The sequence below is a fragment of the Pseudomonas sp. LABIM340 genome (assembly GCF_040017195.2).
GTDB lineage: Bacteria > Pseudomonadota > Gammaproteobacteria > Pseudomonadales > Pseudomonadaceae > Pseudomonas.
The window spans coordinates 92,296-115,565 of the sequence record NZ_CM200227.1 but is presented as its reverse complement, the minus strand read 5'-3'; the positions used below and the strand labels follow the sequence as shown (position 1 = coordinate 115,565).

General features: G+C 63.1%; 24 protein-coding genes. 14 read left to right on the top strand and 10 right to left on the bottom strand.

The features are described 5' to 3' along the window. The 3 genes from ctaD to ABKS89_RS00555 are packed head-to-tail and all read left to right on the top strand — an operon-like array spanning position 1 to position 3,116. Positions 1 to 1,596 carry a cytochrome c oxidase subunit I gene (ctaD, locus tag ABKS89_RS00565; protein WP_138213358.1) on the top strand — a complete coding sequence of 532 codons (1,596 nt, stop codon included), beginning with the start codon at positions 1 to 3 and terminating at the stop codon, positions 1,594 to 1,596. A gap of 52 nt (positions 1,597 to 1,648) precedes the next feature. Next, positions 1,649 to 2,206, top strand: coding sequence for a cytochrome c oxidase assembly protein (locus tag ABKS89_RS00560; RefSeq protein WP_081518891.1), 558 nt, complete (start codon positions 1,649 to 1,651; stop codon positions 2,204 to 2,206). Positions 2,207 to 2,228: 22 nt separating this feature from the next. Then, positions 2,229 to 3,116 (top strand): cytochrome c oxidase subunit 3, encoded by an 888-nt coding sequence (locus ABKS89_RS00555; RefSeq protein ID WP_138213360.1) that lies wholly within the window; start codon positions 2,229 to 2,231, stop codon positions 3,114 to 3,116. 39 nt (positions 3,117 to 3,155) lie between these two features. On the opposite strand, the gene ABKS89_RS00550 is transcribed toward ABKS89_RS00555, so the two are convergent. After that, a complete protein-coding gene (locus ABKS89_RS00550; RefSeq protein WP_015474903.1) occupies positions 3,156 to 3,365 on the bottom strand; it encodes a twin transmembrane helix small protein in 210 nt (69 codons plus the stop codon). A 44-nt stretch (positions 3,366 to 3,409) separates the two neighbouring features. On the opposite strand from ABKS89_RS00550, the gene ABKS89_RS00545 reads away from it, so the two are divergent. From ABKS89_RS00545 to ABKS89_RS00495, 11 genes are all read left to right on the top strand, one after another. Next, the gene (locus ABKS89_RS00545) at positions 3,410 to 4,189 is read left to right on the top strand and encodes an SURF1 family protein (RefSeq protein WP_348588715.1); all 780 of its coding nucleotides are present in this window, start codon (positions 3,410 to 3,412) and stop codon (positions 4,187 to 4,189) included. Further along, complete coding sequence (locus ABKS89_RS00540; protein ID WP_138213362.1) at positions 4,167 to 4,730, top strand: PA_0111/PP_0108 family redox-active disulfide protein; 564 nt, start codon at positions 4,167 to 4,169, stop codon at positions 4,728 to 4,730. Before ABKS89_RS00545 ends, ABKS89_RS00540 begins: the two co-directional genes overlap by 23 nt. Before the next feature lie 52 nt (positions 4,731 to 4,782). Further along, the gene (locus ABKS89_RS00535; protein WP_348588716.1) at positions 4,783 to 5,856 is read left to right on the top strand and encodes a COX15/CtaA family protein; all 1,074 of its coding nucleotides are present in this window, start codon (positions 4,783 to 4,785) and stop codon (positions 5,854 to 5,856) included. 73 nt (positions 5,857 to 5,929) lie between these two features. After that, positions 5,930 to 6,832: a heme o synthase gene (cyoE, locus tag ABKS89_RS00530; protein ID WP_081518896.1), complete on the top strand. Its 903-nt coding sequence runs from the start codon at positions 5,930 to 5,932 to the stop codon at positions 6,830 to 6,832. A gap of 141 nt (positions 6,833 to 6,973) precedes the next feature. Further along, positions 6,974 to 7,609 carry an SCO family protein gene (locus ABKS89_RS00525; protein ID WP_138213364.1) on the top strand — a complete coding sequence of 212 codons (636 nt, stop codon included), beginning with the start codon at positions 6,974 to 6,976 and terminating at the stop codon, positions 7,607 to 7,609. 614 nt (positions 7,610 to 8,223) lie between these two features. Beyond that, positions 8,224 to 9,342, top strand: coding sequence for a Re/Si-specific NAD(P)(+) transhydrogenase subunit alpha (locus ABKS89_RS00520; protein WP_348588717.1), 1,119 nt, complete (start codon positions 8,224 to 8,226; stop codon positions 9,340 to 9,342). 62 nt (positions 9,343 to 9,404) lie between these two features. Next, a complete protein-coding gene (locus tag ABKS89_RS00515) occupies positions 9,405 to 9,719 on the top strand; it encodes an NAD(P) transhydrogenase subunit alpha part 2 (protein WP_015474896.1) in 315 nt (104 codons plus the stop codon). A gap of 1 nt (position 9,720) precedes the next feature. Further along, positions 9,721 to 11,157, top strand: a complete 1,437-nt coding sequence (locus ABKS89_RS00510) for an NAD(P)(+) transhydrogenase (Re/Si-specific) subunit beta (RefSeq protein ID WP_081518899.1) — start codon at positions 9,721 to 9,723, stop codon at positions 11,155 to 11,157. A 186-nt stretch (positions 11,158 to 11,343) separates the two neighbouring features. Further along, positions 11,344 to 12,840: a succinyl-CoA:acetate CoA-transferase ScpC gene (gene scpC / locus ABKS89_RS00505; RefSeq protein WP_348588718.1), complete on the top strand. Its 1,497-nt coding sequence runs from the start codon at positions 11,344 to 11,346 to the stop codon at positions 12,838 to 12,840. A 28-nt stretch (positions 12,841 to 12,868) separates the two neighbouring features. Continuing rightward, the gene (locus tag ABKS89_RS00500) at positions 12,869 to 13,192 is read left to right on the top strand and encodes a hypothetical protein (RefSeq protein ID WP_348588720.1); all 324 of its coding nucleotides are present in this window, start codon (positions 12,869 to 12,871) and stop codon (positions 13,190 to 13,192) included. A gap of 5 nt (positions 13,193 to 13,197) precedes the next feature. Then, positions 13,198 to 13,404 (top strand): DUF1127 domain-containing protein, encoded by a 207-nt coding sequence (locus ABKS89_RS00495; protein ID WP_138213368.1) that lies wholly within the window; start codon positions 13,198 to 13,200, stop codon positions 13,402 to 13,404. Positions 13,405 to 13,476: 72 nt separating this feature from the next. Here the strand turns inward: ABKS89_RS00495 and ABKS89_RS00490 are convergent, their stop codons facing one another. The 9 genes from ABKS89_RS00490 to ABKS89_RS00450 form a co-directional block, all read right to left on the bottom strand. Then, positions 13,477 to 14,634 carry a glycosyltransferase family 4 protein gene (locus tag ABKS89_RS00490; protein ID WP_348588721.1) on the bottom strand — a complete coding sequence of 386 codons (1,158 nt, stop codon included), beginning with the start codon at positions 14,632 to 14,634 and terminating at the stop codon, positions 13,477 to 13,479. Continuing rightward, a complete protein-coding gene (locus ABKS89_RS00485; protein ID WP_348588880.1) occupies positions 14,635 to 15,765 on the bottom strand; it encodes a glycosyltransferase family 4 protein in 1,131 nt (376 codons plus the stop codon). Next, positions 15,749 to 17,140 (bottom strand): glycosyltransferase family 4 protein, encoded by a 1,392-nt coding sequence (locus ABKS89_RS00480; RefSeq protein WP_348588722.1) that lies wholly within the window; start codon positions 17,138 to 17,140, stop codon positions 15,749 to 15,751. Before ABKS89_RS00480 ends, ABKS89_RS00485 begins: the two co-directional genes overlap by 17 nt. Beyond that, complete coding sequence (locus ABKS89_RS00475; protein WP_348588723.1) at positions 17,137 to 18,399, bottom strand: ABC transporter ATP-binding protein; 1,263 nt, start codon at positions 18,397 to 18,399, stop codon at positions 17,137 to 17,139. The genes ABKS89_RS00480 and ABKS89_RS00475 overlap by 4 nt, the downstream gene beginning before the upstream one ends. Then, complete coding sequence (locus tag ABKS89_RS00470) at positions 18,399 to 19,196, bottom strand: ABC transporter permease (RefSeq protein WP_348588724.1); 798 nt, start codon at positions 19,194 to 19,196, stop codon at positions 18,399 to 18,401. Before ABKS89_RS00470 ends, ABKS89_RS00475 begins: the two co-directional genes overlap by 1 nt. Continuing rightward, on the bottom strand, positions 19,196 to 20,632 hold the full coding sequence (locus ABKS89_RS00465; RefSeq protein WP_348588725.1) for a mannose-1-phosphate guanylyltransferase/mannose-6-phosphate isomerase: 1,437 nt from the start codon (positions 20,630 to 20,632) through the stop codon (positions 19,196 to 19,198). The genes ABKS89_RS00470 and ABKS89_RS00465 overlap by 1 nt, the downstream gene beginning before the upstream one ends. Positions 20,633 to 20,635: 3 nt before the next feature. Beyond that, positions 20,636 to 21,607: a GDP-mannose 4,6-dehydratase gene (gene gmd, locus ABKS89_RS00460; RefSeq protein ID WP_138213375.1), complete on the bottom strand. Its 972-nt coding sequence runs from the start codon at positions 21,605 to 21,607 to the stop codon at positions 20,636 to 20,638. A 203-nt stretch (positions 21,608 to 21,810) separates the two neighbouring features. Next, on the bottom strand, positions 21,811 to 22,716 hold the full coding sequence (locus ABKS89_RS00455) for a GDP-mannose 4,6-dehydratase (protein WP_348588726.1): 906 nt from the start codon (positions 22,714 to 22,716) through the stop codon (positions 21,811 to 21,813). Positions 22,717 to 22,841: 125 nt separating this feature from the next. Continuing rightward, a complete protein-coding gene (locus ABKS89_RS00450; protein WP_348588727.1) occupies positions 22,842 to 23,036 on the bottom strand; it encodes a hypothetical protein in 195 nt (64 codons plus the stop codon). Positions 23,037 to 23,270: the final 234 nt, after the last annotated feature.

Sequence of the window (23,270 nt, the reverse complement as noted above, 5' to 3'; positions counted from 1 at the left end):
ATGAGTACAGTGATCGATCACCCCGACCATTCTCACGCCGGCGACCACCACCACGGCCCCGCCAAGGGCCTGATGCGCTGGGTATTGACCACCAACCACAAGGACATCGGCACGCTGTACCTGTGGTTCAGCTTCTGCGCCTTCCTGCTGGGCGGCTCCTTCGCCATGGTGATCCGCGCCGAACTGTTCCAGCCGGGCCTGCAGATCGTCGAGCCGGCGTTCTTCAACCAGATGACCACCATGCACGGCCTGGTGATGGTCTTCGGTGCGGTGATGCCGGCCTTCGTCGGCCTGGCCAACTGGATGGTGCCGCTGATGATCGGCGCGCCGGACATGGCCCTGCCGCGCATGAACAACTTCAGCTTCTGGCTGCTGCCGGCGGCCTTCGGCCTGCTGGTGAGCACCCTGTTCATGCCCGGCGGCGGCCCGAACTTCGGCTGGACCTTCTACGCGCCCTTGTCGACGACCTTCGCGCCACACAGCGTGACCTTCTTCATCTTCGCCATCCACCTGATGGGCATGAGTTCGATCATGGGCGCGATCAACGTGATCGCCACCATCCTCAACCTGCGCGCCCCGGGCATGACGCTGATGAAGATGCCGCTGTTCGTCTGGACCTGGCTGATCACCGCCTTCCTGCTGATCGCGGTGATGCCGGTATTGGCGGGTTGCGTGACGATGATGCTGATGGACATCCACTTCGGCACCAGCTTCTTCAGCGCGGCCGGCGGCGGCGACCCGGTACTGTTCCAGCACGTGTTCTGGTTCTTCGGCCACCCCGAGGTGTACATCATGATCCTGCCGGCGTTCGGCGCCGTCAGCTCGATCATTCCGGCCTTCAGCCGCAAGCCGCTGTTCGGCTACACCTCGATGGTCTACGCCACTGCCTCGATCGCCTTCCTGTCCTTCGTCGTGTGGGCGCACCACATGTTCGTGGTGGGCATCCCGCTGGTGGGCGAGCTGTTCTTCATGTACGCGACCATGCTGATCGCCGTGCCCACCGGGGTGAAGGTGTTCAACTGGGCGTCGACCATGTGGCAGGGCTCGCTGACCTTCGAGACGCCGATGCTGTTCGCCGTGGCCTTCGTCATCCTGTTCACCATCGGCGGCTTCTCCGGGCTGATGCTGGCCATCGCCCCGGCGGACTTCCAGTACCAGGACACCTACTTCGTGGTGGCGCACTTCCACTATGTGCTGGTGCCCGGCGCGATCTTCGGCATCTTCGCCTCGGCCTACTACTGGCTGCCGAAGTGGACCGGCCACATGTACGACGAGACCCTGGGCAAGCTGCACTTCTGGATGAGCTTCATCGGCATGAACATGGCGTTCTTCCCGATGCACTTCGTCGGGCTTGCCGGCATGCCGCGGCGGATTCCGGACTACAACCTGCAGTTCGCCGACTTCAACATGGTCTCGTCCATCGGCGCCTTCATGTTCGGCACCACGCAGCTGCTGTTCCTGTTCATCGTCATCAAGTGCATCAAGGGCGGCAAGCCGGCACCGGCGAAGCCGTGGGATGGCGCGGAAGGCCTGGAGTGGACCATTCCCTCGCCGGCGCCGTACCACACCTTCAGCACGCCTCCGGAAGTGAAGTGAACCCACAGCGGCGGGAGCGGCATCGGCCGCTCCCGCGGTGGAGGAGCAAGCCATGAGCGACGGCAACATCGAAACGCGCAAGCTGGTGACCCGGCTGGTCATAGCCGTGGTCGCCATGTTCGCCTTCGGCTTCGCCCTGGTGCCGCTGTACGACGTGATGTGCAAGGCACTGGGCATCAACGGCAAGACCTCCGGCAGCGCCTACCAGGGCGACGGCCAGGTGGTCGATCAGTCGCGCGAGGTGAAGATCCAGTTCGTCGCCAACAACAACATCGACATGGTCTGGGAATTCCATCCCGAGGCCGAGCAGCTGGTGGTGCATCCCGGCGCGGTGAACCAGATGCTGTTCGTCGCCTACAACCCCACCGACAAGCCGATGACCGCCCAGGCGATCCCGAGCATCGCGCCGTCGGTGGCAGCCACCTACTTCCACAAGACCGAATGCTTCTGCTTCACCCAGCAGGTACTGCAGCCGGGCGAGCGCATCGAAATGCCGGTGCGCTTCATCGTCGACCGCGACCTGCCCAAGGATGTGCGTCACCTGACGCTTGCTTACACGCTGTTCGACATCACTGCCCGCAAGCCACCCGTGGCCAGTAACGAGCGCTGAAGGGCAAAGGAGAACAAGAGAGATGGCAACCCACGATCCCTATTACGTCCCCGCGCAGAGCAAGTGGCCGATCATCGCCACCATCGGCATGCTGGTGACGATGTTTGGCGTCGGCACCTGGATGAACGACATGAGCGCCGGCAAGGAGCACTCCCACGGCCCGTGGATCTTCTTCGCTGGCGGGCTGATCCTGGCGTACATGCTGTTCGGCTGGTTCGGCAATGTCATCAAGGAAAGCCGCGGCGGGCTCTACAGCCCGCAGATGGACCGCTCGTTCCGCTGGGGCATGAGCTGGTTCATCTTCTCGGAGGTAATGTTCTTCGCTGCCTTCTTCGGCGCGCTGTTCTACGTGCGCCACTTCGTCAACCCATGGCTGGGCGGCGAAGGTCACCACGGCATCTCGCACATGCTCTGGCCGCAGTTCGAAACCGGCTGGCCACAGCTGAACAACCCGGACAACAAGCTGTTCCCGCCGCCCAAGGAAGTGATCGATCCGTGGAAGCTGCCGCTGATCAACACCCTGCTGCTGGTCACCTCCAGCTTCACCGTGACCTTCGCCCACCATGCGCTGAAGAAGAACCATCGCGGCCCGCTGAAAATGTGGCTGGCGGCGACCGTGGCGCTAGGGGCCTGCTTCATCGTGCTGCAGGCCTACGAGTACCACGAGGCCTATAGCGAGCTGGGGCTGACTCTGGGCTCGGGCATCTACGGCGCGACCTTCTTCATGCTCACCGGCTTCCACGGCGCCCACGTGACCATCGGCGCGATCATGCTGAGCATCATGCTGATCCGCATCATTCGGGGGCACTTCGACGCCGACAAACACTTCGGCTTCGAGGCGGCCAGCTGGTACTGGCACTTCGTCGACGTGGTGTGGATCGGGCTGTTCATCTTCGTTTACGTGCTGTGAAGCGCGGTGGCGCGGGCCTTGGCCCGCGCCTTTTTGAGATCAGAAGTGCCAGGGGGCGGAGCTGCCGAGTTGGCCGCTGAAGAAACCCCAGGCGATGAGAGCGACGGTCAGGGCAGTCAGGGTGACACGCACGGTCAGCGCGTTGACCACCCGCGAACCATGGCCCTCGTCCTTGACCAGAAAGAACAGGCCACTGAACAGACTGACGACGGTCGCCAGCAACAACAGAACGATCGCAGCTTTGAGCACTACCGGCCTCCTGTCCGCAGGGGACTGGGGTTGAGGGGGATGTCTTGCAGTATAGCCAGCACGCATCTGAGCACGGCTCTGATCCAGAGCGGCAAGGCCGCGCCACACGCGCCTTCCGGCCGGGCATTGCGCCGACCCTGGTGGTCCTCGCACTGCTGCCGGTGCTGATCGGCCTGGGCTTCTGGCAACTCTCCCGCGCCGCCGAAAAACGCACCCTCCTCGCCGCCGCCGAAATGCAGCGCCAGCAGGACCCGATCAGCATCGCCGAGCTCGAGCGCCAGCCGCCGCGCAGCTACGTTCGGGTGCGCCTGCAAGGCCAGCTCGACGCCGAACACACCGCCCTGCTCGACAACCGCACCCGCAACGGCCAGGCCGGCGTCGAGGTGCTGCAGCCCTTCTTCGACCGCGTCGGCCACCAGTGGCTGCTGGTCAATCGCGGCTGGGTGCCCTGGCCCGACCGCCGCGTGCCGCCGAAGATCGATACGCCCAGCCACGACCTGCTGCTGGACGCCTGGACCTACATCCCATTGCCCGCCGGCCCGAGCGCTCCGCTCGCCGGCTGGCCGCGCCTGATCACCCAGGTGGACGCCCCGTTCCTGTGGGACCAGCTCGGCCGCGAAGGCAGCCCGCTGGAAATCCGCCTGGAGCCGGGCGACGCCGCTTTCGACACCGACTGGCCGATCGTCGCCATGCCGCCGGAGCGCCACGTCGGCTACGCCGTGCAGTGGTTCGCTCTGGCCATCGCGCTTTCCGCCCTTTACCTCTACCTCGGCATCCGTCGCGCACGGGAGACCTTCGACCATGACCGCAATGACTCTGCCTGACCCCACTGCCCGCCGCCGCGGGCGTGTGCAACTGCTGCTGATCCTCGGCATGGTGCTGGGGCCGATGCTGCTCGCCACCGCCATGTACAAGCTGCAGTTCTGGGTGCCGGACGGCCGCAGCTACCACGGCGACCTGATCGCCACCGGGCAGACCCCGGCCGACCTCGGCGTGCAGGACGACAAGGCCAGCGACCAGTGGCAACTGCTGGTGACCGCACCGGAAACCTGCGCCAGCGACTGCCAGCAACTGGTCTACCTGGCGCGCCAGATCAACATCGGCCTGGGCCGCGAAGCCAGCCGCGCCGAGCACGCCCTGGCCTTTGCCAAGCCGCTGCCAGCCGAGTTCACCGGCCTGCTCGACAAGGACTACCCGCGCCTGCAGCGTCTGGGCCTGACACCCAACCAGCACACCGGCGCTCAACCGCAACTGTGGATCGTCGACCCCCATGGCAACCTGGTGCTGCGCTACGACGCCAAGGCCAACGGCAAGTCGATCCTCAAGGACCTGCAGCTGCTGCTGAAACTTTCGAACATCGGTTAAGCCGGTCGAGACATCGCCAGCCCCACGACAACAACAAGATCGGGAGCGACGCATGATCCAGGCAAGACGCAAACCCGCCTTCTACCTCGCCGTGCTGGCCACGGCGCTGGCCTTCGTGGTCATCCTGCTGGGTGCCTACACCCGCCTGACCCACGCCGGCCTCGGCTGCCCGGACTGGCCCGGCTGCTACGGCTTCGTCCACGTGCCGCTGAACGAGGCACAACTGGCCCACGCCGAAATGCACTTCCCCGACTCGCCGGTGGAGGCGCAGAAGGGCTGGAACGAGATGATCCACCGTTACTTCGCCGGCAGCCTTGGCCTGCTGATTCTCGGGTTGGCGGTGCATGCACTGCTGCGCCGCGGCCGCGACGGCCAACCGATGCGCCTGCCGCTGGTACTGCTCGCGGTGGTGATCGCCCAGGCAGCCTTCGGCATGTGGACGGTCACCCTCAAGCTCTGGCCGCAGGTGGTCACCGCGCACCTGCTGGGCGGCTTCACCACGCTGTCACTGCTGTTTCTGCTCAGCCTGCGCCTGTCCGGCGCCTTCGCCCCGCTGCAGTTGCCGTCGAAGCTACGCGCGCTGGCAGCCCTGGCCCTGCTGATGGTGATCGGGCAGATCGCCCTCGGCGGCTGGGTCAGCAGCAACTACGCGGCGGTGGCCTGCATCGACCTGCCGATGTGCCACGGCGAGTGGTGGCCGAACATGGACTTCGCCAACGGCTTCCACCTCACCCAGCACATTGGCCCGAACTACCTCGGCGGCCAGCTCGACAGCGACGCCCGCACGGCCATCCACATGACCCACCGCATGGGCGCGCTGTGCGTGACCGCGGTGATCCTGCTGCTGGCCTGGAACCTCCAGCGCCACGGCCTGATCGGCATTACCGCACTGATGCTGCTGGGGCTGTCCCTGCAGATCGGCCTGGGCATCAGCAACGTGCTGCTGCACCTGCCGCTGCCGGTAGCGGTGGCGCACAACGGCGGCGGCGCGTTCCTGCTGCTGATGCTGGTACTGGTGAATTACCGGGTGCGCGCGCCCGCGGCGAAACACGTCGAGCTGCCTGCCAGCAGCCCGATCACCCTGGACGCCCTGGAGCGCCCGGTGGCGTATCCCTCGCAGGGGTGACCTTGCACGGTTGAGCACGAAGGCCGGCGCCACGGCGTGCCGGCCCCCTATGAAGAAGTCAGGAGAAATGCCCATGGCCAGCGTCATCAGCACTTCCAGCCAAGCCAGCTGGCGCGACCTGCTCGAACTGACCAAGCCCAAGGTGGTCCTGCTCATGCTGATCACCTCGCTGATCGGCATGCTGCTCGCCACCAAGGCCGGCGTGCCCTGGCAGGTGCTGGTCTTCGGCAACCTCGGTATCGGCCTGTGCGCCGGCGGCGCGGCAGCAGTGAACCACGTGGTGGACCGGCGCATCGACTCGATCATGGCGCGCACCCACAAGCGCCCGCTGGCCGAAGGACGCGTCTCGCCGCCCATCGCGCTGGGCTTCGCCATGTTGCTGTCGGTAGCCGGGATGGCGGTGCTGCTGGTGTTCACCAATGAACTGACGGCCTGGCTGACGCTGGCTTCGCTGCTGGGCTACGCGGCGCTCTACACCGGCTTTCTCAAGCGCGCCACGCCGCAGAACATCGTCATCGGCGGTCTCGCCGGCGCTGCCCCGCCACTGCTGGGCTGGGTCGCGGTGACCGGGCAGATTTCCGCCGAACCGCTGCTGCTGGTGCTGATCATCTTCGCCTGGACCCCGCCGCACTTCTGGGCGCTGTGCCTGCACCGCAAGGACGAATACGCCAAGGCCGACATCCCGATGCTGCCGGTGACCCACGGCGAGCACTACACCAAGCTGCACATCCTGCTCTACACCCTGGTGCTGTTCGCCGTGACGCTGATGCCCTTCGCCATCCACATGGCCGGGCTGGTCTACCTGCTCGCCGCGCTTGCCCTGGGCGCGCGCTTCCTCGACTGGGCCTGGGCGCTCTACTGCGGCAGCCGACCCCATGCGGCGATCAAGACCTTCAAGTACTCTATCGCCTACCTGTTCCTGCTGTTCATTGCGCTGCTGGTGGACCACTACCTGCCGCTGCACCTGAACTACTGAGGGTTCGCGAGCAAGCTCGCTGCTAAAGGGAACTCCCTTGTAGGAGCAAGCTTGCTCGCAAACTTCGCCGCGCCCCTGCCAGGCAGGGGCGCGGTGCGAACAGCAGCCTCAAGCCCAGACGTCCCGACCCACGAGAACCCCATGTCCCGAGTCAACAAGACTGTCTTCATCCTCGTCGCCATCGTCGCCCTGATCCTCGGCCTCACCGTGCAGAAGGTGCTCAACCAGCGCCACCAGCTCGATCCGACCGTGCTGCTCGACGCCGGCATCGTGATCCTGCCGCAGACCCGCAGCGTCCCCGACCTCGCGTTCACCGACCAGGACGGCCAGCCGTTCCAGACCGCCAGCCTGAAGGACAAGTGGTCCCTGCTGTTCTTCGGCTACACCTTCTGCCCGGACGTCTGCCCCACCACTCTGGCGCAACTGCGCGAACTGCAGACCAAGCTGCCGCCGGAAGTGGCGAAGAACCTGCAGGTGGTGTTCGTCAGCGTCGACCCGCACCGCGATACCGCGCCGCGCATCAAGGAATACCTCGGCTTCTTCAATGCTGGCTTCAAGGGCATCACCGGCTCGGAAGAGAACGTGCAGAAGCTGGCCAACGCCATGAGCATCCCCTACATCCCGGCCGACACCAGCAAGCCCAACTACACCGTCGACCACAGCGGCAACCTGGTCATCATCGGCCCGGACAACACCCAGCACGGCTTCATCCGCGCCCCGCTGCACAACGACAAGCTGGTCGCCCAGCTGCCCGGCGTAGTCGGCGCCAGCAACTGACCCGCGACACCGTGTCTCACCCCCAACGGCCACCCGATAAAGGTGGCCGTTGTTTTTTCCGTGTCACTCCCGCGTTCCCCGGACAAATCCGAACTTTCTGCTAAACCTCTTCTCAGGGCTCTGGCGCGGTGTAACACGCGGCCTTGAAGCTTCCCGACAAATTTCCTGACCCCGTAGTCAATGTAAAAAATCTGCTACAGGAAATCAGGCATCAGGAATGACTCATACTCCATATTAGAAACATTAATTAACACCTATGCCTGAGCCTGTTGCAGGATTACCGGGCCTTTCGGTGGGCATGGGGAGCCTCTGATGGGTGGTCATTCACGGCGAGGATGACATTTCCGTCCGGTCACAATAGGCAATTAGGCTAAACGCCAGGGCCCACGCGGCCTCGGTGGCGACCGGAAAACTACGGGTCCAAACGTGACTTGTAGTTATCGCTTAGTACCACTCCAGAACTTCTTGATGCCCTCCAGGTTCGATTGCACAATGCCGCGGCCACCGGGTCACAGCCCGGTCACAGAATAAGAATTAGACCGTTGCCAGTTAGATAACCCGGGTCGCCGACGTAGTAACCCGGACAATCCCAGGATCACGCAGGAGATTTGCAAGTGCAGATCGGTGTACCCCTCGAGACCCAAGCCGGTGAGACGCGGGTCGCAGCAACGCCGGAGACGGTCAAGAAACTGATCGGGCAGGGCCATCAGGTCGTCATTCAGAGCGGTGCGGGCGTCAGCGCCAGCCAGCCGGATGCCGCCTATGAAGCCGTTGGCGCGAAGATCGGCACTGCCGCCGATGCCTACGGTTCGGAGCTTGTGCTGAAGGTTGTCTCGCCCAGCGAAAGCGAGCTGGCGCAGATGAAGCCGGGTACCGTGCTGATCGGCATGCTCAACCCGTTCAACAACGAGAACATCGCCCGCATGGCCGAACGCGGTGTCACCGCCTTCGCCCTCGAGGCCGCGCCGCGTACTTCCCGCGCGCAGAGCCTGGACGTGCTCTCCTCCCAGGCCAACATCGCCGGCTACAAGGCCGTGTTGCTGGCTGCCCATCACTACCCGCGCTTCATGCCCATGCTGATGACCGCCGCCGGCACCGTTAAGGCCGCCCGCGTGCTGATCCTCGGCGCCGGCGTTGCCGGCCTGCAGGCCATCGCCACGGCCAAGCGCCTGGGTGCGGTGATCGAGGCGTCAGACGTACGCCCGGCGGTGAAGGAGCAGATCGAGTCCCTGGGCGCCAAGTTCGTCGACGTACCCTACGAGACCGACGAAGAGCGCGAGTGCGCCGAAGGTGTTGGCGGTTATGCCCGCCCGATGCCGGCCTCGTGGATGGAGCGCCAGGCCAAGGCCGTGCACGAGCGCGCCAAGCAGTCCGACATCGTCATCACCACCGCACTGATTCCGGGCCGCAAGGCACCGACCCTGCTGCATGAGGCGACTGTCGCCGAAATGAAGCCGGGCTCGGTGGTCATCGACCTCGCGGCATCCCAGGGCGGCAACTGCCCGCTGACCGAGGCAGACCAGGTCGTGATCAAGCACGGCGTAACCATCGTCGGCCTGAGCAACCTGGCCGCGCTGGTGCCGGCAGACGCCTCTGCACTCTACGCACGCAACCTGCTCGACTTCCTCAAGCTCACCCTGACTGCCGAAGGCTTCACGGTGAACATGGAAGACGACATCGTCGCCGCGTGCCTGATGTGCCGTGATGGCCAGATCGTGCGCAAGAACGGCTGAAGCCCTTCTTATATAAGAACGCGCCGGACCCCGCGTCCGGCCCTGAAGACCGGTGAGAAACTATGGAAGACATGCTGATCTCCCACGGCATCTACAACCTGATCATCTTCGTGCTGGCGATCTACGTCGGCTACCACGTGGTCTGGAATGTCACCCCTGCCCTGCACACCCCGCTGATGGCAGTGACCAACGCCATCTCGGCCATCGTGATCGTCGGCGCCATGCTGGCCGCCGCCCTGACTGTCACCCCGCTGGGCAAGGCCATGGGCACCCTGGCCGTGGCCCTGGCTGCAGTGAATGTGTTCGGTGGCTTCCTGGTCACCCGCCGCATGCTGGAAATGTTCAAGAAGAAAGCGCCGAAGGCGGAGAAGCACTGACATGAGCATGAACCTCGTCACCCTCCTCTACCTCATCGCCTCGGTCTGCTTCATCCAGGCCCTGAAAGGCCTGTCGCACCCGACCACGTCGCGTCGCGGCAACCTGTTCGGCATGATCGGCATGGCCATCGCCGCCCTGACCACCGTCGCCCTGGTGTTCAAGATCAGCAGCGAGATAGCCACTACCGGCATCGTCTACGTGATCATCGGCCTGCTGGTCGGCGGCACCGCCGGTTCGATCATGGCCAAGCGCGTCGAGATGACCAAGATGCCGGAACTGGTCGCCTTCATGCACAGCATGATCGGCCTGGCCGCCGTGTTCATCGCCATCGCCGCCGTGGTCGAGCCGCAGTCGCTGGGCATCGTGCAGAACCTGGGCGACACCATCCCGACCGGTAACCGCCTGGAGCTGTTCCTCGGCGCCGCCATCGGCGCCATCACCTTCTCCGGTTCGGTGATCGCCTTCGGCAAGCTGTCGGGCAAGTACAAGTTCCGCCTGTTCCAGGGCGCCCCGGTGCAGTTCACCGGCCAGCACATGCTCAACCTGGTGCTGGGTCTGACCACCCTGGGCCTGGGCCTGCTGTTCATGTTCACCGGTAACCTCACCGCCTTCGTCGTGATGCTGGCCCTGGCCTTCATCCTCGGCGTGCTGATCATCATCCCGATCGGTGGCGCGGACATGCCGGTAGTCGTGTCGATGCTGAACTCCTACTCCGGCTGGGCCGCGGCAGGTATCGGCTTCTCGCTGAACAACTCGATGCTGATCATCGCCGGTTCCCTGGTGGGCTCCTCGGGCGCGATCCTCTCCTACATCATGTGCAAGGCGATGAACCGCTCGTTCTTCAACGTCATCCTCGGTGGTTTCGGCGCCGAAGCGGACGCTGGCGGCCCGGCAGGTGCGAAAGAAGCCCGCCCGGTGAAATCCGGTTCGGCCGACGACGCCTCCTTCCTGCTGACCAACGCCGACAGCGTGATCATCGTTCCCGGCTATGGCCTGGCGGTGGCCCGTGCCCAGCACGCGCTGATGGAACTGGCCGAGAAGCTGACCCATCGCGGCGTCAACGTGAAGTTCGCCATCCACCCGGTTGCCGGTCGTATGCCGGGCCACATGAACGTCCTGCTGGCCGAGGCCGAAGTGCCTTACGAGCAGGTGTTCGAGATGGAAGACATCAACTCCGAGTTCGGCCAGACCGACGTGGTGCTGGTACTGGGCGCCAACGACGTGGTGAACCCGGCCGCGAAGAACGATCCGAAGTCGCCGATCGCCGGCATGCCGATCCTCGAGGCCTACAAGGCCAAGACCGTGATCGTCAACAAGCGCTCGATGGCCAGCGGCTACGCCGGCCTGGACAACGAACTGTTCTACCTGGACAAGACCATGATGGTCTTCGGCGATGCCAAGAAAGTCATCGAAGACATGGTCAAGGCCGTCGAATAAGACGACCGTCGATCCACAAGACACCGGCCTCGCGCCGGTGTCTTGCTTTCCGGCAACATGAAAAGCGCTGGACATTGGTAGTAAGAAGGCCCCGGCCGGGCGATTTTTCGACCTTGGTATAAGAGCCAAAAATCGCCGAGTCCCTAGACTGGCCGCCTCGCACTTCCTACTGCCCGAGGTTTTCCCATGTTCCGTGATCGCGTGCGTATGTCCTCCCTGTTGGACAAGGTGATGACTGCCGACCAGGCCGCGGCCCTTATCAAGGACGGCATGACCGTCGGCATGAGCGGTTTCACCCGCGCCGGCGAAGCCAAAGCCGTACCCAAGGCCCTCGCCGAGCGCGCCAAGCAGGAGCCGCTGCGCATCAGCCTGATGACCGGCGCCAGCCTGGGCAACGACCTCGACAAGCAACTTACCGAAGCCGGCGTGCTGGCTCGTCGCATGCCCTTCCAGGTCGACAGCACCCTGCGCAAGGCGATCAACGCCGGCGAAGTCATGTTCATCGACCAGCATCTCTCCGAGACCGTCGAGCAGCTGCGCAACCACCAGCTCAAGCTGCCGGACATCGCCGTCATCGAAGCCGTCGCCATCACCGAGGAAGGCCATATCGTGCCGACCACTTCGGTGGGCAACTCGGCCAGCTTCGCGATCTTCGCCAAGCAGGTGATCGTCGAGATCAACGTCGCGCACAACACCAACCTGGAAGGCCTGCACGACATCTACATCCCGACCTACCGTCCGACCCGCACGCCGATCCCGCTGACCAAGGTCGACGACCGCATCGGCAGTACCGCCATCCCGATCCCGGCGGAAAAGATCGTCGCCATCGTCGTCAACGACCAGGCGGACTCCCCGTCCACCGTGCTGCCGCCGGACGACGAGACCCAGGGCATCGCCAACCACCTGATCGACTTCTTCAAGCGTGAAGTGGATGCCGGCCGCATGAGCAACAGCCTCGGCCCGCTGCAGGCCGGCATCGGCAGCATCGCCAACGCGGTGATGTGCGGCCTGATCGAGTCGCCCTTCGAGAACCTGACCATGTACTCCGAAGTACTGCAGGACTCGACCTTCGACCTGATCGACGCCGGCAAGCTGCGCTTCGCCTCGGGTAGCTCCATCACCCTGTCGACCCGCCGCAACGCCAACGTGTTCGGCAACCTGGAGCGCTACAAGGACAAGCTGGTGCTGCGCCCGCAGGAAATCTCCAACCACCCCGAAGTGGTCCGTCGCTTAGGCATCATCGGCATCAACACCGCGCTGGAATTCGACATCTACGGCAACGTGAACTCCACCCATGTGGGCGGCACCAAGATGATGAATGGCATCGGCGGCTCGGGCGACTTCGCCCGCAACGCGCACCTGGCCATCTTCGTCACCAAGTCCATCGCCAAGGGCGGCAACATATCCAGCGTGGTGCCGATGGTCAGCCACGTCGACCACACCGAGCACGACGTGGACATCCTCGTCACCGAAGTCGGCCTGGCCGACCTGCGTGGCCTGGCACCGCGCGAGCGCGCGCGGGTGATCATCGACAACTGTGTGCACCCGTCCTACCGCGACGCCCTGAACAGTTACTTCGATGCCGCCTGCGAGCGCGGCGGCCATACTCCGCACATCCTGCGCGAGGCCCTGGAGTGGCATATCAATCTGGAAGAACGCGGCCACATGCTGGCGGCGAGCTGATTCCAGACGCTTTGCGGGTCATTCAGCAATGAATGGCCCGCAAGGGTTTACAGCCGGAAAAAAACCACGTAAAAACACTCCTGAACAGATTTTTATCCCGCACCAACTGTTCAGCTTCCCCCGCCGCCAACCTGGCCGGCACCTGCAAAAAGCCTCAGACACCCGCCAATTGCGCACCAGAATGGAGCGCAACGGTACAGTTCGCCCCGAAAAAGACCATTACAGTTCAAAATTACAATCGTCTGACCAGCCGCAATTCAGTGCAACTGTACCTGTCATCTCTGACCAAAAAGTCAGATCATATGCTCAATCCATTCAGCAACTGACTACTCGCCACAAGCGAGAAGGATGACCACCATGGAACGTACCCTCGGTTCCGCAGCTCTGAGCACTACCCGTAGCACCTCCAGCGCCCATCGTGGCTTCGTCGGCACCGTTCGCCTGTGGCAGCGCCGCATGGAAAGCCGCCGTCAGCTGGCTCGCCTGGACTCCCGCCTGCTGGCCGACGCCGGTATCAGCGAAGCCCAGCGTTACGCCGAACTGAACAAGCCGTTCTGGCGCTGATTCAACAGTACAACTGAGCCACACTCTGCAGGCTCGCCGTAACTGTACTGGTAAGTTCGTTGCCCCGGTCGCTCAGCCAGAGCGACCTTCGGGCAACAACCCTTCCTTCTCCGCCCTTTCGTCCAGCAGATTGCGATACAGGTCTGCCCAGACGCGCCCCATCGCCTCCGCCGTGAACAGCTCCTGATAGCGCGCTTCTGCGTGCCGTCCCATTTCTGCTGCCGCTTCCGGATTATCCCAACACCATCTCATCGCCTGACGGAACGCCAGAGGATCGCTCGGTGGCACCACCAGGCCGGTCAGCCCGTTGGCGTTGATGAAGCTGGTTCCAGTGCCGATCTCGCTGGAGATCATCGGCTTGCCGTACATGGCGCCTTCCAGCAGGGAGATGCCGAAGGCTTCCGAGCGCAGGTGCGAGGGGAAAACGATCGCCCGCGAGAGTTGCAGCAGGGCGACCTTGTCCTCTTCGCTGACACGCCCGACGAAACGCACGTGGGACTCGACGCCCAGCGCTGCCGCCTGCGCCTTCAACTGCTGTTCCAGCGGCCCGGCCCCGACGATCACTACTGGGTACCCGGTACCCTGCACGGCTTCCAGCAGGATGTGCAGGCCCTTGTAGTAGCGCATCACACCGACGAACAGGAAGAACCGTTCCCCTACCTCGCGGCGCCAGCGTGCCGTGCACTCCTCGGAAGGGGCCGGGTACGCGTGCTTGTCCAGTCCATAGGGAATGACTTCTGCCTTGTGCTGATAGCGGCGCAGGGTCTCACTGGACCCCAGGTAGTTGGGCGAAGCTGCGACGATACGGTCCACGCTGCCGAGGAATCGGTGCATCAGCGGCTGGTACAGTTTGAAGAGGTACCGCTGTCGTACGATGTCGGAGTGGTAGGTCACCACCGTCGGCTTATCGACGCCCGCCAGCAGGTGCACCACATCCATGAACGGCCAGGGGAAGTGGAAGTTGATGATGTCCGCTTCTGCCGCCAGCCGGCGGAACAGCGGCACGACACTGTAGGAGAAGCCGGTGGACGCCAGTTGCAGATCGAGGCGAGCCCGGTAGACACGATGTCCGTCGACCATCAGCTCCGCAGGCTCGGGGTTCGAGCTCAGGGTGAGCACCTGGTGCTCGATTCCGTGATGCCGCCCGGTACGGCAGAGCTGGTTGATCACCTGCTCGATGCCCCCCACGGAGTCCGGCAGATAGGTCTTGAAGAAGTGCAGTACGCGCATTCAGCCTCCCACAGCTTTTTGGTAGGCATCGCGGGTGATACGGGCGCAACGCTGCCAGCTGAACTGCCTGGCGCGCTCCAGTCCCAGCTCCCGGCAACGCTGGTGCAACACCGGGTCTTCCACCAGTTTTCCAATGGCCTCGCACATGCCCTGGGGCTCCTGAGCGTCGACATACAACCCGGCCTCTCCAGCCACTTCCGGTAGCGAGGAGGTGCGCGTCAGCACCACCGGTACGCCACTGGCCATGGCTTCAAGCACGGGCAGGCCGAAACCTTCGTACAGTGAGGGGAACAGCAGAGCCCGCGCGCCCGCCAGCAACTTCGCCAGCGCCTCGTCGCTTTGGTAGCCCAGCACTTTTACCCAGCCCTCGCGCATCGCCGAGGCCAGGGTCTCATCCAGAGCAGCGTGCCGCCAGCCTGGCATTCCAACTATCACCAATGGCAGGCGCGAGCGCAGATCGCGTGAAAGCAGCGCGTGAGCGCGCAGAGCCAGTTCCAGGTTCTTGCGTGGTTCCAGGGTGCCAACGCAGATCAGGTATTGCCCGGCCACCAGGTCGAGTGCGGCCAGCGTTGCATGCAGTGCCTGCGCCTCGCGCGGATGAAAGCGCGGAGCGTAGCCCAGGGGCGCAACCATCACTCGTTCCGCAGACAGGCCGAAGTGTCGGCGAATTTCCCCCGCGACATGCTCGGAGTCTGTCAGCACGCACTGCGCACGCTCCACGCCACGGCCAACATGCCGTTCGATCTCGGCGAGACGGTCGGCGGGCTGGGTTTGCGGGAAGTGCACATGGGTCAGGTCATGCAGGGTCATGACCATCGGGCCGTCGAACTCCAGCGGCCACAAGGTAGGCTCGTGGTAGAGGTCGATGGCGCGTGTCGCGAGGCCCTGGTCGAAGCGCTTCTGCTCCAGCCAGCGACGGATCCGGTAGGCGCCCGGCACGCGCTTGGCCAGTGCCGCCGCCCGGGAGTACCCCGGCAGGACGTTGGGCAATTCCGTCCCCCAACCATCTCCCAGGAAATACTCCACTGACAGGTCCGGTCGTTCTACCAGTGCCTGCGCCAATGCGGCCGTGTATTGCCCGATACCGGTCCTCGGTGCTTTCAACACCCCCGTGTTAAACGCAATCCGCATCAGCACGCTCAAGCTTCGGAGATCCGGACCGGCGGCGAGTCACATCCAACATGATGCGGTCCAGCAGTTGATGGCTCGCCTCGCGCCAGCCGATCCACTGCCACAGGGCCAGGTCGGCGGATGCGGGGAAGCGGCCGCTGACTTCATATTCGTCGATCAGGCTCGCCAGGGAATCCGAGGCATCCAGATCGAAGTAGGCCATGTAATCGCGGCCGATCTCACGGAACACCGGAATATCGCTCGCCATGACCGGCAGCGAACGCTGCATGGCCTCCACCAGCGGCAGGCCGAAACCTTCGGCATGGGACGGGAAGACCAATGCTCGAGCACGCGCGTAGGCATACTCCAGGCCGGCATCGTTGAGCTGGTTGAACATGAACAGGCGCTTTCCCAGCTCGGGGTGCCGGTGGATGTCGCCGATCAGGCCCTCGCTCTTCCAGCCGATCTTGCCGATGATGCACAGGCGTGCGTTCGATCCTTTGGCCCAGAGCTGGGCAAAGGCATCGAGCAGATACTGGTGATTCTTCCGCGGCTCGATGGTGCTGACCATCAGGTAGACCGGTGCCGCATCGTCGAAGAGCTTCACCAGCTTGGGATCCAGCACGGTGTCGCGGCGGCTAAGATCCAGCTCAGAGCCCAGGTAGAAGTAGTCGAACAGGCGCTTCTCGGCTTCGACCGGCCCCAGTCGGCGGACTACCTCATTTCGCACTTCGTCGCGCACCGTCTGCGAGATGGCCATGAAGCCGTCGGCGGTGCTGGCCACCCAGCCGAACCAGCGGTCGAAGACCTTGGTCAGTCCAGCATCACAGAACTGCGAGTGCGTCAGGGGAATGAGGTCGTAGATCACCGAGATAATCACTACCCCCTGCTGCTTGAGTTTGTCGGCCAGGGCGTAGAAATCCACATGCCAAGAGGAATCCAGCATCAGGAAAACGTCACCTGGCTTGGTCTCGAGGTCAACACTGCGTTGCCGGGTGAGCCCCAGGCGACGCTCCAGCCAGAGCAGCAGGCGGATCGGCGCGGTCAGGCTGAGACCTGCGATGCGCCAACTCCAGAACAGCGCCTTGCGCCCGACACCCTCGTCGCGAATGCGCAGCAGCGAAACCACCCGCGCATAGAGTCCCCAGAACAGCAGGCGGGCGTGATCCAGACGATGGATCCAGCGACGGATCGCGCTGGGCTCGTCACTCCTGGCCGTTGGGATAAGCTCGAGCACGCGCCTGAGCTGGCCATCTTGCATAACCACCGGGATACACTCCACCGTGCCCTGGCGCCCTTCAAGGTGGCGAATGACGTTGCGCACGACGCGCTGGATGCCGGAGTTGAGGTCCGGGTGCTCGTAGACGTAAGTGCATTCGATCAACAGACGCGTCATGACAGACTCCTGCTCAGGCCTGCGGGCTGAGTGTGGCCCTGCCGTTCAATGGACAACTGGGCTCCCAGCCAGGAGTAACCGATGAAGTTTTCTCGGCTGTTGTTGATGACATGGAAGATCATGGCGCAATCGCGCCACTCGTAATTGCCATCCAGGTGGGAGTCGAATCGCGAAAGACTCAGGGAGACGGAGTAGTTGCCTGACCCGAGTCGCATGGGAAACGCGTAGCGATAGACCACCAGTTCGCCAGTCCGCAGATTTTCCTGGGCCTGTTCCAGGCGGTGCGAGTTGATGCCGTACATGGCCTGACCGAGCCGGTCCTTGAGCATGAAGCCCAGCACCAGTCGGTCGATGTCCTGCTTCACGCGGATACCCACTTCGAGGACAACCGGACGACCAACCTCCACGACATCGAGTTGCTCGCCATCGCCCCCGACGATCCTTACGAACTCGGTCTCCGCTTCGCCGGTGCCGGAGATCGTCCGGGTCTTGCCGTTCTCCAGCATTTCCTGGCGCGCCATCTGGTTCAGACCATTGCCCATGCGAGCGTGGTAGTAGTCCATGACCATTTCCGGCTCGCCCTGCATGATCATCCTGCCGAACTCCAGCAGTACCGCCCGATCACAGATGGACTGGATCGCATAGCGGTCGTGGGACACGATCAACAGCGTGGTGCCCGCCTCCCGGAAACTACGGATGCGCTCGAAGCTCTTGTGCTGGAAATAGGCGTCACCCACCGACAGCGCTTCGTCGATGATGAGAACATCAGGGCGGCGGGCTGTGGCGACACTGAACGCCAGGCGCATCTGCATGCCGCTGGAATAGGTGCGCACGGGCCGGTCGATGGCATCGCCGATTTCCGCGAACTCCTCGATGGCCGGCATCAGCTGCTCGATCTCGTCACGTTGCAGACCCAGCAGCTGGGAAGCCATGTAGACGTTCTGGCGACCGGTGAAATCGTGGTGGAACCCCATACCCAGCTCCAGCAAGGCCGAAACCAGCCCCCCCACGCTGCAGGTGCCGCAGGTGGGCATGGTGGTGCCAGTGATGATCTTGAGCAGCGTACTTTTGCCGGCCCCGTTAGACCCCACGATACCTACCGCCTCGCCCGGCCTGATATCCAGGCTGACGTCCTGCAGCACCCAGTTCTGCTGGTGCCGCAGCGGGCCTCCAGGAATGATCCACTCCGCCAGACGTGACCAGCGCGTCGGGTACTGCCTATAGGCCTTGCCCAACTGTTCGATGCGTATATGTCCCATCAGAGTTCGTCCACCATCTCACCGGATCTTGCGCGGAACAGAGCCAATGCCAGCACGCAGAGAACGCAACTGACGATGACCAGCGGCAGCAGACTCGACCAGTCCGGCCAGCGCCCATTGAGGAACAGGTTCTGGTAGGCCTCGATGAGCGCACTCAGCGGGTTGAGCTGGACCAGTCGGCGAATCTGCTCGGGGAGAATGCTCAGCGGGTAAACGATGGGCGTGAACCAGAACCAGAACTGCAGGGCAATGCCGAAGATCTGCCCGACGTCGCGAAAAAATACGTTGAGCAGCCCCAACATCATCCCCAGCCCCATGGCAAACAGTAACTGCAGCCCCACCAGCAGCGGGAACGCAAGCAAGGCGATGCCCGGCAAGCGGCCGGTGATGAGCAGAAAGCCGCAGAACAGACCGAAGATGATGGCGAAGTTGATCAACGAACTGCAGGCGCTGATCACAGGCAAACAGATACGCGGAAAGCTGAGCTTCTTCAGCAGATTGGCGTTATCGAGGAACATCGTCAGACAACGGGAAACAACTTCGGAAAACAACCCCCACGTCAGCAGACCGGAACACAGGAAGACGCTGTAGGCCAGCTTGTCATCCACACCGGGCAGCCGGGCACGCATCACCTCGGAAAAGATCACCGTGTACACCACGATCATCGCCAGGGGGTTGAGTACCGTCCAGGCCGCGCCCAGCAACGACCCCCTGTAGCGCGACTCAAACTCTCTGCGCACACTGCCTGCGATAAAGCCGCGGTAGTGCCACACACCTCTCAACATACTCAGCGACATCAAACGATCCTGCCGTAAATATCCTCAAAGCGGACGATATCGTCCTCGCCCAGGTATTCCCCGCTCTGCACCTCGATCATCACCAGGTCGATCACGCCCGGGTTCTCCAGACGATGTCGGTGGCCCGCTGGGATATAGGTGGACTCGTTGCTGTTCACCAGCCGCACGGATTCGCCGTTGGTGACCTTGGCCATGCCCTGCACCACGACCCAGTGCTCGCTGCGATGGTGATGCATCTGCAGCGAAAGGGCGGCGCCGGCCTTGACCACAATGCGCTTGATCTTGAAGCGCTGGCCTTCTTCCAGAACGGTGTAGGTGCCCCACGGGCGGCTCACCGTACGGTGCAGGCGATAGGCTTCGTTGTCGCTGTCCTTGAGCTGCTTGACCACCTTGCGCACGTCCTGCGCACGGTCAGCCCGCGCCACCAGAATCGCATCGGCGGTCTCGACCACGACCAACCCCTCGACGCCCACGGTCGCGATCAGCCGACCTTCGCTCTGTACGTAGTTGTCACGGCTATCGACAAAAATAGCGTTGCCGGCAGCGCGGTTGTTGTCGGCATCGGCGTCCACCAGGGCGCTCATGGCGGTCCAGGAACCGATGTCGCTCCAGTCGAATGCGGCCGGGATCACGGCGACGCGGTCGGAGCGCTCCATCAACGCGTAGTCGATGGAAATGTCCTCCAGCGCACAGAAGTGCTCCGAAGGCAGCTCCTGCTGCACCAGGTTGCCGAACTCGGCCGGCTGGCTGGCCATCTGGCAATCAATGGCCAGTTCGAGCATCTCCGGCGCGTACTTCTCCAGCTCGCTGATGAAGGTGCCGACGGTGAAGCAGAACATGCCGGAGTTCCACAGGAAGGTACCGGCCTGCAGGAAGCCCTTGGCGGTATCCAGGTCGGGCTTCTCGACGAAGCGCTTCACCCGGCTGCCGCCGCGACTGTCCAGCGCATCGCCCATTTCGATGTAGCCAAAACCGGTTTCCGGCGCGTTGGGTACCACACCGAAAGTCACCAGTTGCCCCGCCTCGGCCAGCTCCACGGCATGCTCGACGCAGCGGCCGAAAGTTTCGACATCACGGATCAGGTGATCCGCCGGCATGACCACCATGGTCACGTCATCACCATGCAGGGCGCGCAGCGCCAGCGCGGCAACCGCGATGGCCGGTGCGGTGTTGCGACCGGAGGGTTCAAGGATGAAGTGACCGCGCTGGCGCAGCTTGGCCGACTGGAAATGATCCTTGCTCTGGAAGTAGTAGTCACGGTTGGTCACCGTGACGATGTGTCCGTCGGCCCCCAGCAGGCTGGCTGCACGTCGGTAAGTCTTGCTCAGCAGCGATTGCCCGTCGGGCATTGCCATGAACGGCTTGGGCTGCCCCTCACGGGAGACCGGCCACAACCGGGTGCCGGCTCCACCGGAAAGGATGACAGGGACGAGCATCAATCACTCCTTGCCAACGCGACGCAGGTCGGCGTCGACCATCATGTGGATAAGGTTCTCCAGGCTGGTCTTGGGACTCCAGCCCAATACTCGCTCGGCCTTTCCAGGGTTACCCAGCAGCACATCCACTTCCGCCGGGCGGAAGAAGGCCGGGTCGATCACCACATGATCCTGGTACTTCAGACCTACATATTCGAAGGCGATGCGGCACATCTCGCGGACGGTGGTCGTCACGCCGGTGGCGACAACGTAATCATCCGGTTGCTCCTGCTGCAGCATCAGCCACATGGCTTCGACGTAGTCGCCGGCGAAGCCCCAGTCACGCTTGGCGTCGATGTTACCCAGGCGCAGTTCGTTCTGCTTGCCCAGCTTGATGCGGGCCACCGCATCGGTGACCTTGCGCGTCACGAATTCGATGCCGCGCAGCGGTGACTCATGGTTGAAGAGGATGCCGCTGGAGGCGTGGAGCTTGAAGCTCTCGCGGTAGTTCACGGTGATCCAGTGACCATAGAGCTTGGCCACGCCGTAGGGGCTGCGCGGGTAGAACGGAGTGTTCTCGTCCTGCCGCTCAGCCTGGATCAGGCCGAACATCTCGCTGGTGGATGCCTGGTAGAAGCGCGTTTCCGGATTGAACTGGCGAATGGCTTCCAGCAGATGGGTCACGCCCAGGCCGTCAACGATACCGGTGGTGACCGGTTGGTCCCAGGAGCTGCCGACAAAGCTCTGTGCGCCGAGGTTGTAGAGTTCGTCCGGCTTGGCCTTGATCACGGCACGCTGCACGGAGGAAGCGTCAGCCAGATCGCCATCGAGGTAGATCACCTCGGACTCGATCCCCAGTTCACGCAAGCGCCAGCGCGTATCGCTGCTGCGGCGAGCTACCAGACCATGGACCTTGTAGCCCTTTTCCAGCAGCAGTTTCGCAAGGTAGGCGCCATCCTGGCCGGTCAGGCCGGTGATCAGAGCACTTTTTGTCATTCTTCTAGCATCCGTGATGGCTCGCAGATGAAAGCGCTGCGAGCTCGTTTTAGTTATGTCGGAGACTCGATCGGCTTCCACCCGAGCGATGCCTCCGCGTACTGCACATTACCTGGGACCCCGTTCCCCCTGGCAGGCCTGGCGGGGTCCTGAAGCGGCGACAGGTGTCGCCAGCAGTGGTCGCAAAACCAGCGCGACCGGTGTCACTCCTGCAAGGCGCGGACATCCCAGTCAGCCAGGACATCCCGCAGGATCTGCTCCATCCCGTGAGCCGGCTTCCACCCGGTTTCACTCTGCAGCTTGGCATTGCTGCCACGAACACGCCTTTGCTCGGCCTTGCGCAGCTTCTGCGGATCCTGACGAATCTGCAGTTCCACTCCGGCCAGCGTGGCCATCTGGGCGATCAGGTCGCGCAAGCGATACTCCTGGCCCGAACAAACGTTGTACACCTCCCCCGAACGCCCCTTTTCGAGCAATGCGAAGTAGGCCGACAGAACATCACGTACATCGAGGAAGTCGCGGGTGACATCGATGTCCCCTACCTCAATACACGCATCCTGCAATCCATGACGAATACGCGCGAGTTGTCTTGCGACCGCCGGTATCACGAAATCGGCCTTCTGGCCCATTCCCACGTGGTTGAACGGGCGTGCCACCATCATGCGCCAAGGTTCGGCGAAGCTCCACTGCTGACAGAGCAACTCCGCCGAGAGCTTGCTCACGCCGTAGGGATTCCTCGGCCTGGGCAACTGCAACTCGGTAATCGGCAGCTGATCCTCGCTCACCTGTCCGTACACATCCCCGGAGCTGACGTACAGAAACGCCCCGGTGAAGCCGCAACGCTTGAGCGACTGCAGCAGGTTCAACGTGCCGATGAGGTTCACCTGCAAGGTTCCGGCAGGATCACGGAACGCCTGCGGCACGAACGTCTGGCCCGCGAGGTGGATCACGGCGTCCGGCACATCGTCGCGCAGGTACTCATCGAAAGCCCCAGGCTCGGCCAGATCCAGGCGTGGCAGCTCCATCAACTGCCATTGCGGCCCCAGCGACGCCCGAAGCTGGGTGCCTACGAAACCGGAAAGCCCTGTTACCAGTAATCGTTTGTTCAAAGGCCAGTCTCTCTGATTGTTCTGGAGGAAGGGAACCCATTAAGGGCTGACTGGTAAGTCACTTACCTTACTGTCACACGATGTTCGTCTGGAGGTTGCCATATGAAATCCGCAACCACTCTCCGCTACCGATGTTCCTGCCAGGAGCGCACTGCAACTCTCCTCAGCAAAGTATCAACACATTTTTTCCAAGCGGCGTGCTGGAGTAAAAACTCCATATCAACCCAGAGCATGTACAGGTTGAGCAGGGAAAAATCCTTCTCTTGGCGTACGGCAATAGCTTCGGCAAATTCATCACGGTCGCCAGCATAGTGCCCCATGCCGACAGCCGGACTCCTCAGGCTACTCACACGGCCAAGTCGGCTCAGCCCCTTTCCCTGAGCCTCCGCGGCTTGAGCTATTGGCCCGGACACTGCCAAAGGCCCCTGACTGGTTGAAGAACACCGTCGCCAGCGATGGCAGCGCCAACCAAAGCCAGGCGGAAGGCAAAAATCTCCATGCCCGGCGAATCCAGAAAACGATCGATAGTTTCAGGGCCTGCTCGCGACTCTCCG